This window comes from Bradyrhizobium sp. WSM4874 (assembly GCF_055811835.1).
The window spans coordinates 14,834-27,301 of sequence record NZ_JBVVPR010000025.1; the positions used below are offsets into that span (position 1 = coordinate 14,834).

The 12,468-nt window shown below is 63.5% G+C and carries 15 protein-coding genes; 10 read left to right on the forward strand and 5 right to left on the reverse strand.

The genetic code is table 11. The annotated features are described in order from the left end of the window. Positions 1-58: 58 nt before the first annotated feature. A complete protein-coding gene (locus tag AC0L3P_RS24050; protein WP_473305596.1) occupies positions 59-418 on the reverse strand; it encodes a DUF2200 domain-containing protein in 360 nt (119 codons plus the stop codon). 37 nt (positions 419-455) lie between these two features. Further along, complete coding sequence (locus tag AC0L3P_RS24055) at positions 456-1,661, reverse strand: LLM class flavin-dependent oxidoreductase (protein WP_007596175.1); 1,206 nt, start codon at positions 1,659-1,661, stop codon at positions 456-458. Between the two features lie 273 nt (positions 1,662-1,934). On the opposite strand from AC0L3P_RS24055, the gene napE reads away from it, so the two are divergent. The 6 genes from napE (at position 1,935) to AC0L3P_RS24085 (ending at position 7,324) form a co-directional block, all read left to right on the forward strand. Next, a complete protein-coding gene (gene napE, locus AC0L3P_RS24060) occupies positions 1,935-2,120 on the forward strand; it encodes a periplasmic nitrate reductase, NapE protein (protein WP_007596178.1) in 186 nt (61 codons plus the stop codon). Between the two features lie 26 nt (positions 2,121-2,146). Further along, positions 2,147-2,461: a chaperone NapD gene (locus AC0L3P_RS24065; protein ID WP_473305600.1), complete on the forward strand. Its 315-nt coding sequence runs from the start codon at positions 2,147-2,149 to the stop codon at positions 2,459-2,461. 16 nt (positions 2,462-2,477) lie between these two features. Further along, positions 2,478-4,991 (forward strand): nitrate reductase catalytic subunit NapA, encoded by a 2,514-nt coding sequence (napA, locus tag AC0L3P_RS24070; protein ID WP_473305604.1) that lies wholly within the window; start codon positions 2,478-2,480, stop codon positions 4,989-4,991. Next, positions 4,988-5,458, forward strand: coding sequence for a nitrate reductase cytochrome c-type subunit (locus AC0L3P_RS24075; RefSeq protein WP_354059851.1), 471 nt, complete (start codon positions 4,988-4,990; stop codon positions 5,456-5,458). Before napA ends, AC0L3P_RS24075 begins: the two co-directional genes overlap by 4 nt. After that, positions 5,455-6,108, forward strand: a complete 654-nt coding sequence (locus tag AC0L3P_RS24080) for a NapC/NirT family cytochrome c (protein WP_275169526.1) — start codon at positions 5,455-5,457, stop codon at positions 6,106-6,108. Before AC0L3P_RS24075 ends, AC0L3P_RS24080 begins: the two co-directional genes overlap by 4 nt. A gap of 100 nt (positions 6,109-6,208) precedes the next feature. Continuing rightward, the gene (locus tag AC0L3P_RS24085; RefSeq protein WP_007596183.1) at positions 6,209-7,324 is read left to right on the forward strand and encodes an ATP-dependent DNA helicase; all 1,116 of its coding nucleotides are present in this window, start codon (positions 6,209-6,211) and stop codon (positions 7,322-7,324) included. A 105-nt stretch (positions 7,325-7,429) separates the two neighbouring features. Here the strand turns inward: AC0L3P_RS24085 and AC0L3P_RS24090 are convergent, their stop codons facing one another. Beyond that, positions 7,430-9,127 (reverse strand): caspase family protein, encoded by a 1,698-nt coding sequence (locus AC0L3P_RS24090; RefSeq protein ID WP_473305609.1) that lies wholly within the window; start codon positions 9,125-9,127, stop codon positions 7,430-7,432. Positions 9,128-9,372: 245 nt separating this feature from the next. On the opposite strand from AC0L3P_RS24090, the gene msrA reads away from it, so the two are divergent. The 4 genes from msrA to AC0L3P_RS24110 all read left to right on the forward strand — a co-directional run bounded on the left by msrA (position 9,373) and on the right by AC0L3P_RS24110 (position 11,333). After that, positions 9,373-10,077, forward strand: a complete 705-nt coding sequence (gene msrA / locus AC0L3P_RS24095; protein WP_027519935.1) for a peptide-methionine (S)-S-oxide reductase MsrA — start codon at positions 9,373-9,375, stop codon at positions 10,075-10,077. A gap of 58 nt (positions 10,078-10,135) precedes the next feature. Beyond that, complete coding sequence (gene msrB, locus AC0L3P_RS24100; protein ID WP_473305612.1) at positions 10,136-10,555, forward strand: peptide-methionine (R)-S-oxide reductase MsrB; 420 nt, start codon at positions 10,136-10,138, stop codon at positions 10,553-10,555. 108 nt (positions 10,556-10,663) lie between these two features. Further along, entirely contained in the window at positions 10,664-10,828 is a 165-nt protein-coding gene (locus tag AC0L3P_RS24105) for a DUF3309 family protein (protein ID WP_081747975.1), read from the forward strand. Between the two features lie 211 nt (positions 10,829-11,039). Beyond that, positions 11,040-11,333 carry a hypothetical protein gene (locus tag AC0L3P_RS24110; protein WP_007596188.1) on the forward strand — a complete coding sequence of 98 codons (294 nt, stop codon included), beginning with the start codon at positions 11,040-11,042 and terminating at the stop codon, positions 11,331-11,333. Positions 11,334-11,410: 77 nt separating this feature from the next. Here the strand turns inward: AC0L3P_RS24110 and AC0L3P_RS24115 are convergent, their stop codons facing one another. Then, entirely contained in the window at positions 11,411-11,968 is a 558-nt protein-coding gene (locus tag AC0L3P_RS24115) for a DUF4112 domain-containing protein (RefSeq protein WP_473305614.1), read from the reverse strand. Between the two features lie 61 nt (positions 11,969-12,029). Continuing rightward, a complete protein-coding gene (locus AC0L3P_RS24120) occupies positions 12,030-12,455 on the reverse strand; it encodes a DUF5413 family protein (protein ID WP_275169530.1) in 426 nt (141 codons plus the stop codon). Between the last annotated feature and the right edge of the window lie 13 nt (positions 12,456-12,468).

Genomic DNA, 12,468 nt, shown 5'->3' on the forward strand with positions numbered 1-12,468 from the left:
CGTGTGTCGCCGGATATCTGCCGCAACGTCGCCGAGCCAGGCCGACGAAGGGAGCGCCTTAAGCGGCACTTTTGCGCAAAATCTTGTCCATAGCTTTTCCCTTGGCCAGCTCATCGATCAGCTTATCCAGGTAGCGGATCTCTCGCATCGTCGGCTCTTTGACATCCTCGACCCGGACGCCGCAAACCACGCCTGTGATCAGGGTTCGCGAAGGATTGATCTTCGGGGCCTTCGCAAAGAACGTTTCAAAGTCCGTCCGCTGTTCCAGTTCGGCTTCCAGTTGCTTCTGATCGTAGCCTGTCAACCAGGAGATGACCTGATCGACCTCTGCTTTGGTGCGTCCTTTCTTCTCCGCCTTCGCAACGTAAAGCGGGTAAACGCTTGCGAAGCTGGTGGTATAGATCCGGTGTTTTGTCATGAGCATTCCGGGATTGCTTGTTGCAGGACGTGACACCCTACCCCGCAGCCGCCTTCGCTGGCGCGACGCTGACGGCGAGCTTGCCGTAGCGGTCGGTGAAGGCCTCCGTGTCGATTTCCTCGAGCTTGATCTCGCCGCTCATGACGCCTTGCTTCCACGCCGCCTGCGCCGGATCGTTCTGGAATTCCGGCATCACCTCGCGGCCGAACAGCTCCAGCGATTCGCAAATGTGCTCGTGACTGTTCTTGCCCGCCTGGTTGAGCAAAATCACCTGGTCGATATGCGAGCCCTGGAAGCGCTTCAGCTTCCTGCGGATCGTCTCTGGCGAGCCGATCAGGCCGCCGCGCAGCGCGGCCTCCTGCGCCTCCGGATTATCGCGTTTCCACTTGTTGTACTCGTCCCACATGTTGACGGTGTAGGGCGCCGGACGCTGGCGATTCTGCGAGGCGCCGTAGAAGCGCAACGCGAACTGGAAGAAGGTGGCACCATCTGCGCGGGCGCGGGCCTCCTCGTCCGTCTTCGCGCACATGAAGAACGACACCAGCGCCATGTTCGGGTTGATCTCGTAGTCGGCGAGCTTGGCGAGACGCTTGGTCATGGCGTTGTAATAGGCGTGCACCCAGGCATGCGCGGCATCCGCGCTGACGAACTGGAAGCCGAGCGCGCCAAAGCCGTGCCGTCCCGCGCGTTCGATGGTCTGTAGTTGCGAGCAGGCCATCCACAATGGCGGATGCGGCTTCTGCACCGGCTTCGGCACGACGTTGCGCAAGGGGATGTCGAAATATTTGCCGTGATGCTCGCTTCCTGCGTCCTTGAACATCGGGAAGATCGCAGCGACGGCCTCCTCGAACACCTCTTTCTTGGTCTCCATGTCGCGGCCGAACGGCGTGAGCTCGGTGATAGAGGCGCTCTCGCCCATGCCGAATTCGCAGCGGCCGTTGGAGAGCAGGTCGAGCACCGCGACGCGCTCGGCGACACGTGCAGGGTGGTTGGTGGTGAGCTGGAGGATGCCGTGGCCGAGCCGGATGTTCCTGGTGCGCTGGCTCGCGGCTGCGAGAAACGATTCCGGCGAAGGCGAGTGCGAGTACTCTTCGAGAAAATGATGCTCGACGACCCAGGCGTGATCGTAGCCGAGCTGGTCTGCCAGTTCCATCTGCGAGAGCGCGTTCTGGTAGAGGCTGAGCTCGTCGCCGGCCACCCAGGGACGTGGCAGTTGCAGCTCATAGAAGATGCCGAACTTCATGACGCCGTCTCTCCCAATTTTTTTGCCCGCTTATTTTGTTGCGCTCATCTTAATGCGCGAGGCAGCGCTGTCTACGAGAACACAATTCCGCCGTGCGGGAGATCGATTTCGCGCATGCGTCGCAACGCGCCGTCCGAGAAGCCGTGCTGCGACAATCCGGCGACCTGACGGATTGATCCAGATCAAGGCGTCGGTGGCCCTGCTGCATCTAAAATGCAGCAAGGCAACGGCCCGGATGCCGTCCCAATCCCCACATTTCAGACGAGACCGAATATGTCGGCCCCCGACGACGCGACTTCGCGCGTGCGCCGCAAGCGCATGGAGATTTTCGCATTCCTGTTCCTGACCGCGATCGTGATGCCCGTCCTCGCGGTCGGAACGGTCGGCTCATACGGGCTCGGCGTCTGGATCTACCAGATGTTTGCCGGCCCTCCCGGCCCGCCGCCCTCGCCGCATTGATCTCCTCGAAGCGAAAGACAGGCATCATGGCCGAATCCAAACTCAACCGCCGCGCATTGATCACCGGCCGGGTGCTCAGCACCGACCGCATCGTCGCGCCGCCCGGTTGCGAAATCGCCAGCATCATCGTGCAGGCCCGCCCCGAGCGTCTGGACCAGCTGGAAGCCGCGATCACCGCCCTTGCCGGCTGCGAGATTCACGGCCGCGACCCGCGCGGCAAGCTCATCGTCGTGACCGAGGCGCCTGATTCCGGCAGCCTCGGCACGCTGCTCAACACCATCCAGTCGCTGCCCGACGTCTATTCGGCGGCGTTGGTCTTTCACGCCATCGAAACGGCTTAAGGCCGGGAGAGTCGTCATGACATCGCCAAAGCTCGACCGCCGCCAGATGCTGAAGCTCGAGGCCGCTGCCATCGCGGCCGCCGCTGCGGGCATGCCGGCACCGGCGCTCGCCGCCAACCTCGTCGCCGAGCGCGACGTCGCCGAACTGAAATGGGACAAGGCCGCCTGCCGCTTCTGCGGCACCGGCTGCTCCGTGATGGTCGCGACCAAGAACAATCGCGTCGTCGCCACCCACGGCGACATCAAGGCCGAGGTCAATCGCGGCCTCAACTGCGTCAAGGGCTACTTCCTCTCCAAGATCATGTACGGCCACGACCGCCTGACGCAGCCGTTGCTGCGCAAGACGGCCGGCAAATACGACAAGAACGGCGAATTCACGCCCATCTCCTGGACCGAAGCCTTCGACGTCATGGAGGTGAAGTGGAAGGAGGCGATCAAGAAGCGCGGGCCGAACGGCGTCGCCATGTTCGGCTCCGGCCAGTGGACGGTCTGGGAGGGCTATGCGGCCGTGAAGCTGTTCAAGGCCGGTTTCCGCACCAACAACATCGATCCCAATGCGCGCCACTGCATGGCCTCCGCCGTCGCCGGCATGATGCGCACCTTCGGCATCGACGAGCCGGCCGGCTGCTATGACGACATCGAGGCCACCGATGCCTTCGTGCTGTGGGGCTCCAACATGGCGGAGATGCATCCGATCCTGTGGACGCGCCTCGCCGACCGCAGACTGTCCGCGCCGCATGTCCGCGTCGCCGTGCTCTCGACCTTCGAGCACCGCTCGTTCGACCTCGCCGACATCGGCATGATCTTCAAGCCGCAGACCGACCTCTACATCCTCAACGCCATCGCCAACCACATCATCAAGACCGGCCGGGTCAACAAGGACTTCGTTGCCGCGCATACCATCTTCAGGCGCGGCCAGACCGACATTGGTTATGGTCTGAGGCCCGAGCATCCGCTGCAGAAGAAAGCGACGGGCGCGGCGAAGGCCAACGATTCCACCGAGATGAGCTACGACGAGTACGTCAAGTTCGTCTCGGAGTACACGCTGGAGAAGGCGGCGGAGATGTCGGGCGTGCCGCTCAATCGCCTGGAGGCGCTGGCCGAGCTCTATGCCGACCCCAAAACCAAGGTGGTCTCGTTCTGGACCATGGGCTTCAACCAGCACACCCGCGGCGTCTGGTGCAACAACCTCGTCTACAACATTCATCTGTTGACCGGGAAGATCTCCTCGCCCGGCAACAGCCCGTTCTCGCTGACCGGCCAGCCCTCGGCCTGCGGCACCGCGCGCGAAGTCGGCACCTTCTCGCACCGTCTGCCGGCCGACATGGTCGTGACCAACAAGGAGCACCGCACCAAGGCCGAGCACATCTGGCAGGTGCCCGAGGGCACCATTCCCGACAAGCCCGGCGCCCACGCCGTGCTGCAAAGCCGCATGCTGAAGGACGGCCTGATCAACGCCTATTGGGTGCAGGTCAACAACAACCTGCAGGCCGGTCCCAACGCCAACGAGGAGAACTATCCGGGCTTCCGCAATCCCGACAATTTCATCGTGGTCTCGGACGCCTATCCCTCGGTCACCGCACTCGCCGCCGACCTCATCCTGCCGACCGCGATGTGGGTGGAGAAGGAAGGTGCCTACGGCAATGCCGAGCGGCGTACGCAGTTCTGGCATCAGCTTGTCGCCGCCCCGGGCGAGTCGAAGTCCGATCTCTGGCAGCTCATGGAATTCTCCAAGCGCTTCAAGATCGAGGAGGTCTGGCCCGAGGAGCTGATCGCCAAGAAGCCGGACGTGCGCGGCAAGACGCTGTTCGACGTGCTCTACAAGAACGGCCAGGTCGACAAGTTTCCGGTCTCCGACATCGAGCAGGGCTACCTCAACGATGAATCCAAGGCGTTCGGCTTCTACGTCCACAAGGGCCTGTTCGAGGAATACGCCACCTTCGGCCGCGGCCACGGCCACGACCTCGCGCCGTTCGACACCTATCACCGCGAACGCGGCCTGCGCTGGCCCGTCGTCAACGGCCAGGAAACAAAATGGCGTTTCCGCGAGGGTAGCGATCCCTACGTCAAGCAAGGCACCGACGTGCAGTTCTACGGCTATCCGGACGGCAAGGCGCGCATCTTCGCCCTTCCTTACGAGCCGCCGGCGGAATCCCCCGACAACGAATATCCCTACTGGCTCTCCACCGGCCGCGTGCTCGAGCACTGGCATTCCGGCACCATGACGCGCCGGGTGCCCGAGCTCTACAAGGCCTTCCCCGAGGCCGTGTGCTTCATGCATCCTGACGACGCGCAGGAGGCGAAGATCCGCCGCGGCGACGAGGTGAAGGTGGTCTCCCGCCGCGGCTTCATCCGTGTTCGCGTCGAGACGCGCGGCCGCGACCGGCCGCCGCGTGGCCTCGTATTCGTGCCGTGGTTCGACGAATCCAAGCTGATCAACAAGGTGACGCTGGACGCCACCGATCCGATCTCGCTGCAAACCGATTACAAGAAGTGCGCCGTGCGCATCGAGCGGGTGAACGTGTCATGATGAAACGATTTGGAGTAGCGCTGCTCGCAATCGCGATCGCGGCTGGCGCGAGCTCGCTGACCGCGCAGACGGTGACGTCAGGCCTGCGCGGCCCGACGCCGCTCAACGACGAAGGGCCGGCGCCGCCGATGCTGCCGAACCGCAACACCTCCGAAAGGGAAGTGCGCAACTATCCGGAGCAGCCGCCTGTCATCCCGCATGCGATCGATGGCTATCAGGTCGATCTCAACGGCAACAAGTGCCTATCCTGCCATGCGCGGGCGCGCATCGCGGAATCGCAGGCGCCGATGGTCTCGATCACCCACTTCATGGATCGCGACGGCCAGTTCCTGGCCTCGATCTCGCCGCGCCGCTTTTTCTGCACCGAATGCCACGTGCCGCAGAACACGGCGACGCCACCCGTCAGCAACGACTTCACCGACATCGACACGCTGCTGTCGCGCGCAAGCCCCGGTGGTCGCCGATGACGACGACCGCTGATGATCCCGACGAGGGAATGAAGGCCAAGGGCGGTTTCGTCGCGCGAAGCTTGGACTTTGCGCGCGAGCTCTGGCAGGTGCTGATCCGTCCGAGCTCGGTGTTCGGGCTCGGCGTGCTGGTGCTGGCGGGCTTCATGGCCGGCGTGATCTTCTGGGGCGGTTTCAACACCGCGCTGGAATTGACCAACACCGAAAAATTCTGCACCGGCTGCCACGAGATGAAGGACAACGTCTATGCCGAGCTGAAGTCGACCATCCACTTCGCCAACCGCTCCGGCGTGCGCGCGACCTGTCCGGATTGCCATGTGCCGCACAACTGGACCGACAAGATCGCCCGCAAGATGCAGGCCTCCAAGGAGGTCTGGGGCAAGATCTTCGGTACGATCGACACCCGCGAGAAATTCCAAGATCACCGGCTCGAGCTGGCGGCGCATGAATGGGCGCGCTTCAAGTCCAACGATTCGCTGGAATGCCGCAACTGCCACAGCGCCGATTCCATGGACATCACCAAGCAGTCGCCGCGGGCCTCGGTCGCCCACCAGCGCTTCCTGTTCACCAAGGAAAAGACCTGCATCGACTGCCACAAGGGCATCGCCCACCATCTGCCCGACATGCGCGGCGTTCCCGGCTGGCAGTAGGGGCGCTGGCAACCGGATTTGCGCCGCTTGAACCGGCGGTGCGAATGGTTAGTTTTGGGGCTGGCGAATCGCTCCGTTTCGCCCCCTCCTCAAGACAGACATGGCCACATTCACCCCGCATCAGGATGCCGCGCTCAAGGCCGTTGGCGACTGGCTCAAGGCCAAACCCGGCCGCAACGGCACGCCGCCGGTGTTCCGCCTGTTCGGCTATGCCGGCACCGGCAAGACCACGCTGGCGCGGCACATCGCCGACGGCGTCGACGGCGAGGTGAAGTTCGCCGCCTTCACCGGCAAGGCGGCGCTGGTCATGCGCAACAAGGGGTGCGACGAAGCCTCCACCATCCATTCGCTGATCTATCGCACCCGCGAATCCGGCGAGGAACAACCCAGCTTCGAGCTGTGGGACGACGCCCCGGCCTCCAAAGCCAAGCTGATCGTGATCGACGAATGTTCGATGGTCGATGCCGAATTGGGCCGCGACCTGATGTCGTTCGACTGCCCGCTGCTGGTGCTGGGCGATCCCGCCCAGCTGCCGCCGATCCAGGGCGGCGGCTTCTTCACCAACACCGAGCCGGACGCGATGCTGACCGAGGTGCACCGCCAGGCCCAGGACGACCCGATCGTGCGGATGTCGATGGACGTCCGCGAGGGCCGAGAGCTCGACATCGGCCGCTATGGCGAGAGCGAGGTGGTATCGCGCAAGGAGCTCGACCCCGATCGCGTCATGGCCGCCGACCAGGTGCTGGTCGGCCGCAACAACACGCGGCGCGCGTATAATATGCGCGTGCGTCAGCGCCAGAACATCGAAGACGTCTTCCCCGTCGCCGGCGACAAGCTGGTCTGCCTGCGCAACAACCGCAAGAAGGGCCTGTTCAACGGCGGGCTGTGGCGCGTGAAGTCGCGCAACACCTCGCGCTCGAAATCCCGCATTCTCAGCATGAGGCTGTCGCCGGACGAGGATCTCGGCCACAAGGTGACCAAGGTCTCGGTGCGCGCCGATTGCTTCGAGGGCGGCGTCGAGGCGATCGCCTGGGAGCAGCGCAAGCCCTATGACGAGTTCGACTACGGCTACGTGCTGACAGTGCACAAGTCGCAAGGCTCGCAATGGGACGACGTCGTGCTGTTCGACGAGAGCTTTGCGTTTCAGGAGAGTCGCGCCAGGTGGCTGTACACGGGAATTACGCGGGCGGCGAAGCGGCTGAGCATCGTGGTGTGAGGCTGCCGTAGCCCGGATGGAGCGCAGCGTAATCCGGGGTTAGCTCCGCGATCATGATTCCCGGATTGCGCTGCGCTCCATCCGGGCTACGGTCCCCTGCGATCCCTACTTCCCCGCGACGAAATAAAAATCCTCGCGGCCCGGCGGCGAGCCGTATGAAAACGGCTGCTGCACGTGCTTGGTCACAAGCCAGACGTCGTCGCGGACGATATCGAACAGTTTTCGGATCTCGACGCGCGGCACCTTGATTTCGCGGGCGAGCGCGGTGGCGAACGGGCTGTCGGCGCCGCCGTCGCCGTCCATCGCGGTCTCGCCGTGCTTGGCGGCGTAGACCACCATGAAGCCGGCGCCAGGCTCGATGTTGGAAAAGCCCTTGTCTACCAGCTTCAGCGACAGCGTGCGCTGCATGGTCGGCGCGAACGGATTGTCGCGGCAGGCATCCAGCATCACCAGACGCACTTTTCGCGCAGCGCCCACCGCCGCGATCACCTGCTCCAGCGCAACCGCCTGGGTCTCGGCGTCCCTGTCGGCGGCGAGCTTGGCATCGACGGGAACGAGATAATTCACGCCGCCGATCTCGAAACCGTGGCCGGCGTAATAGACCACCGCCCAATCCGCCTTCTCCGCCTCGGCCGCAAACGTTTGCAACGCTTCGAAGAACTTGTCGCGGGTCAGGTCGCTGACGGATATCACGGTCTGGAAGCCGACATCGCGCAGCACGGCTGCGATCATTTTCGAGTCACGTGGCGGATTGGGCAAGGCGTGGACGTTCTTGTAGGCACCGTTGCCGATCACAAGCGCCACGCGGCGTCCCGTGGATCCGGCCGACGGCTGCGGGGTCAGCGCGGCTAATCGTTCCTGTGCGATCGCGCGGGCACGCGCGACATCGAACTCGTCGAACTTCGTCAGCGAATAGGCCGCCGCGCGATAGTCGGCACGGGCCTGGGCAAGATCCTTCTTGCGCTCGTAGATCTGGCCGCGACCCGAATGTGCCCGGACATTGTTCGGGTTGATCTGGATCGCAATGTTGTAGTCCTTCAGCGCGGCGTCGAAATCGCCCTTCAACATGTTGACGTCGGCGCGATTGTTGATCGCGTACACGTTTTTCGGCTGCTTTTCGATCAAGCCGTTGCAATCGGCGAAGGCCTGGTCGAACTTGCCCATCATGCCGTAGGTGATGCAACGATTGCTGGTGATCTGCGGCGCGGCCGGTTCGATCTTCTCGGCCTCCGCGAAATCGGCGAGCGCGCCGTCAAAATCCTTCATCAGCGTGCGCACGCGGGCGCGGTTGGTGTAGCCGAGCAGAAACTTGGGCGCGTATTTGATCGACAGGTTGAAATCGTCGAGCGCGCTTTGCAGCGCCCCCCGGCGCACCTGGATGATGCCGCGGTTGTTGTAGGGGACACCGTAGGTCGGGCGCTTCTGGAGCGCGAGGTTGTAGTCCGCCATCGCACGGTCGTCCTGGCCCGTCCGCTCATAGGCGAGGCCGCGCAAATTGAGCGTGACAACGTTGTCGGGATCGAGGTCGACGGCCATGGACAAGGTCTCGATCGCGTGGACGTAGTCGCGCTTGTTGATCAGCGTATTGCCGCGCACGGAGAGCGCGATGGCCTTGTCCTTGCCGGTGAGCCGGTCGGCGTTGAGCAAATTGTCGCAGGCCTGCGCCCTCGCCTGCGCATCCGCCTGGCGGTCGCGGCAAAGGGCGAGGTCGTCGCCGGGTTTCGGATCGGCTGCCGCGATCGAACTCCAGCCGGCCAGGACGGCGAGAACAGCGACGAGAGTCAGGGATGCGACGCGCAGCATGTTGTCAGGTCAGCTCCAGCCACGATTCTTTTAAGTCGATCACCGATCGCGCCGGTTCATCTAGCGCGGAGTTCCGGTCCTCGCCAAGCCGGGCTGCTCCAGGCGGCGCGTTTCACACACTCGTGTCCGTCCGGCCGTAACAATCGCCCGGTCCGCCCGTATCTCGAATGTCCGAAAATGCCGGGCAGGCTGTTCGCCCGGCCCCAACCGCCCTAGACTGTCAGACCTTCGGAAAGAGGATCGCCATGCGCCGACCTGCCCTCCTGTCCCTGCTCGCCGCAACCACCGCCCTGACGCTGGCTTTTGCCGCGCCAACCCGGGCCGCAGAGGATGCGGTCGTGATCCCCGCTCCCGCCGTTGACGCGGCGCCCGCAAGCGGGATCCAGACCGCCGTGATCGCCGGCGGTTGCTTCTGGGGCGTCCAGGGCGTGTTCCAGCACACCGCAGGCGTCGTCAACGCCGTCTCCGGCTACGCCGGCGGCACCAAGGCGACGGCCGACTACCAGACCGTATCGAGCGGCCGGACCGGCCACGCGGAATCGGTCGAGATCAAATACGACCCGAAGAAGATCTCCTACGGCAAGATCCTGCAGATCTACTTCTCGGTGGCGCACGACCCGACCCAGCTCAACCGGCAGGGCCCCGACACCGGTACGCAATATCGCTCGGCGATCTTCACCACCTCCGACGAGCAGAAGAAGGTGGCCGAGGCCTATATCGCCCAGCTCAACGGCGCCAAGGTCTTCAGCAAGCCGATCGCGACCAAGGTCGGCGCGCTTGAGGCGTTCTATCCGGCGGAGGCCTATCACCAGGATTATCTGACGCTGCACCCGAACCAGCCCTATATCGCCTACAACGACCTCCCGAAGGTCGAGAACCTCAAAAAGCTGTTCGCGGATAACTATATCGAGAAGCCGACGCTGGTGAGCGCCAGCAAGGCCACCAACTGATCGCAAGATCACTGAACAAGATTGCCGAAAACAAGATCATCAAAAAAACGGGAGACCCATGCCCGACACCAAGACGAAAACCACGGACGACAAGGTCATCAAGAGCGAACAGCAATGGCGCAGCGAGTTGTCGCCGATGCAATACGCGGTGCTGCGCGAGAAGGCGACCGAGCGTCCCTTCTCCGGCGAATATGAGCACGACCACCGCGCCGGCATCTATACCTGCGCCGGCTGCGGCAATGTGCTGTTCGAGTCCGACGCCAAGTTCGATTCCGGCTGCGGCTGGCCGAGCTTCACCCAGCCGGCCGTCGAGGGCCATATCGACGAGGAGCGGGACGTCAGCCACGGCATGATCCGTACCGAGGTGCTGTGCGCCAAGTGCAGCGGCCATCTCGGCCATGTCTTCCCCGACGGCCCGGGGCCGACCGGCTTGCGCTACTGCATCAATTCCGCGGCGCTGAAGCTCGAACCCAAATAAACCTTGCGCGCCGCCGGGTTCCGTCATGGAACCCAGCGGCGCGATGTGCTTTTCTTCCCCCGGTGGTGCGGCGGCCATGGCGTTCCGGCGGCCGCCAGGGAGGATGCCATGACGCTTGGGACCATCCTGATCATCCTGGTGATCATTTATCTCGTCGGCGGCCTGTCGGGCCGCGTCGGTGGCTACGGCTACGGAATGGGTCATTCCGGCATGGGGATCGGCGGCCTTGTCTTGGTAGTGCTGCTCGTGCTCCTGCTCCTTGGCAAGCTATAAACCACTCAAGCCACTGATATTATTATAACTTTCTAGGTTGCGGAGCAGCCATGCGCGGATTCATCATCTCGCATCGCGGGGGTCGCAATTTTGTCAAAACGGGCTATATTAGAGGACGAAAATGACATGTGCGGCGCCCACTCAATCGTGGCCTCTGCCCGTCTAAACCCCACGCGCTTAAAGCCCCAGAGAGATCACGAGGTCTTTGACCATGCGTCCACTGCGTCCGTTCAACTTCAATACTTCCGCCGAACTCTTCCCCGCTGCGATCCGCAAGAAGAAGCGTGCAGGCTTCACCTATCGCCGGTTCGGCACCGCGGCCGAAGCCGTCCAGTTCGCGATGGAGCAGTTGCCGACGGACTCGCTGAACGGCGCCTATCTCCAGGTCGAGGAAGCGCGCTTCGACCAGAACGGCATCCGCTCGCTCTATGAGAGCGAAGCCTTCCCGCTGCCCCGCCACCGCAAGCCGGTGGAAGCCAGCACCGACGCCGCCGACGCGGCGTAAGTTTTCGTAGCGACTGCTATGTGCGCTGAAAGCGCGGTGGCCGAAAGGCCGTCGCGCTTTTTGCGTATTGGGGCGTGTCAGATGCGCGGCTGCTTGTCGAGCCAGCGGCGCAGCAGGCGCACGTTGCGCATGTTGGCACGGAACATGACATCGAAGGCGTCGCCCACGAACGGGACGATGCCGACGACGCCGTCGAGGGCGACATTGCCGAGCATGCGCGCGGTGATGTACCAGGGCGCCCCGAGCGCCCTCGCCTCTCGCACCAGCCAGAGCGAGATCGCGGTGGTGATGATGTCGCCGATGACGGGGATCAGTCCGATCAACCCATCGATGCCATAGCGGATATTGGTCCCGGGCAGCACGAAGGCGACATCGAGCAGCTTTGCGATCGCCTCGATCCGCGCGATCCGCTGCTCGCGCGTCAGATTGCCAAACGGGTTGCCAGCAAAGGGACTGTCCTTCCCGAACTCGTAGCGAAACTCGCGAAAGCCCTGCTCGAGCGTTTCGGGCCGGATCTCGTGACCGTCCTGATCGATGATCGGCCCACGTCCCTTGGTGCCCGAAGAGGCCGCACCCGAGCGGTTTCCCGAACGGGATCGACGCGGAGCAAGAATATCGTCATCGGGCATGGTCATGGCCTGTAGGGAACGCGCCAGCGCGGCGGAGGTTGCTGCGGCGTGATCGAAGGTCGCGCCCTCAAGTCTGTGCCGCCGCCGGCTGCGGCTCCTCGACATATCTATGCACGAGCCAGGATGAAATCACCGCCGGCACGAACCCGACGAGGCCGTACAGGATGAACTGCACCGCGCCCGAGTCCGGCCCGCGCGAGCTGTAGGTCAGCGAGGCCAGGATGAAGGCGAACACGCCGACCAGCAGCATCCGCAGCACCGGGCCGATCCGGCGGATGTGGATCAGGATGTCGTCGACCGCACCGATCATCAGCGAGGGCAGAAAGCCGAACAGATAGCTGTATTGCAGGGTTTTGAAGAACACCGCGAACAGCTTGCCGACCTCGCCGAGACTGGTCTGGGTCCAATAGCCGGACTGGTAGGTCGTCGTCAGCAGCAGCAGGAACCCGCCCACGAACGGGCCAACCAGCGCAAACACGAGATAGCGTTTCATCAGGCACCCTCAT

Excerpts from the sequence above, each read along its gene's own strand:
- AC0L3P_RS24050 (WP_473305596.1), bottom strand. The coding sequence starts at position 418 with ATGACAAAACACCGGATCTATACCACCAGCTTCGCAAGCGTTTACCCG.
- AC0L3P_RS24055 (WP_007596175.1), bottom strand. The coding sequence starts at position 1,661 with ATGAAGTTCGGCATCTTCTATGAGCTGCAACTGCCACGTCCCTGGGTG.
- napE (WP_007596178.1), top strand. The coding sequence starts at position 1,935 with ATGTCGGCCCCCGACGACGCGACTTCGCGCGTGCGCCGCAAGCGCATG.
- AC0L3P_RS24065 (WP_473305600.1), top strand. The coding sequence starts at position 2,147 with ATGGCCGAATCCAAACTCAACCGCCGCGCATTGATCACCGGCCGGGTG.
- napA (WP_473305604.1), top strand. The coding sequence starts at position 2,478 with ATGACATCGCCAAAGCTCGACCGCCGCCAGATGCTGAAGCTCGAGGCC.
- AC0L3P_RS24075 (WP_354059851.1), top strand. The coding sequence starts at position 4,988 with ATGATGAAACGATTTGGAGTAGCGCTGCTCGCAATCGCGATCGCGGCT.
- AC0L3P_RS24080 (WP_275169526.1), top strand. The coding sequence starts at position 5,455 with ATGACGACGACCGCTGATGATCCCGACGAGGGAATGAAGGCCAAGGGC.
- AC0L3P_RS24085 (WP_007596183.1), top strand. The coding sequence starts at position 6,209 with ATGGCCACATTCACCCCGCATCAGGATGCCGCGCTCAAGGCCGTTGGC.
- AC0L3P_RS24090 (WP_473305609.1), bottom strand. The coding sequence starts at position 9,127 with ATGCTGCGCGTCGCATCCCTGACTCTCGTCGCTGTTCTCGCCGTCCTG.
- msrA (WP_027519935.1), top strand. The coding sequence starts at position 9,373 with ATGCGCCGACCTGCCCTCCTGTCCCTGCTCGCCGCAACCACCGCCCTG.
- msrB (WP_473305612.1), top strand. The coding sequence starts at position 10,136 with ATGCCCGACACCAAGACGAAAACCACGGACGACAAGGTCATCAAGAGC.
- AC0L3P_RS24105 (WP_081747975.1), top strand. The coding sequence starts at position 10,664 with ATGACGCTTGGGACCATCCTGATCATCCTGGTGATCATTTATCTCGTC.
- AC0L3P_RS24110 (WP_007596188.1), top strand. The coding sequence starts at position 11,040 with ATGCGTCCACTGCGTCCGTTCAACTTCAATACTTCCGCCGAACTCTTC.
- AC0L3P_RS24115 (WP_473305614.1), bottom strand. The coding sequence starts at position 11,968 with ATGACCATGCCCGATGACGATATTCTTGCTCCGCGTCGATCCCGTTCG.
- AC0L3P_RS24120 (WP_275169530.1), bottom strand. The coding sequence starts at position 12,455 with ATGAAACGCTATCTCGTGTTTGCGCTGGTTGGCCCGTTCGTGGGCGGG.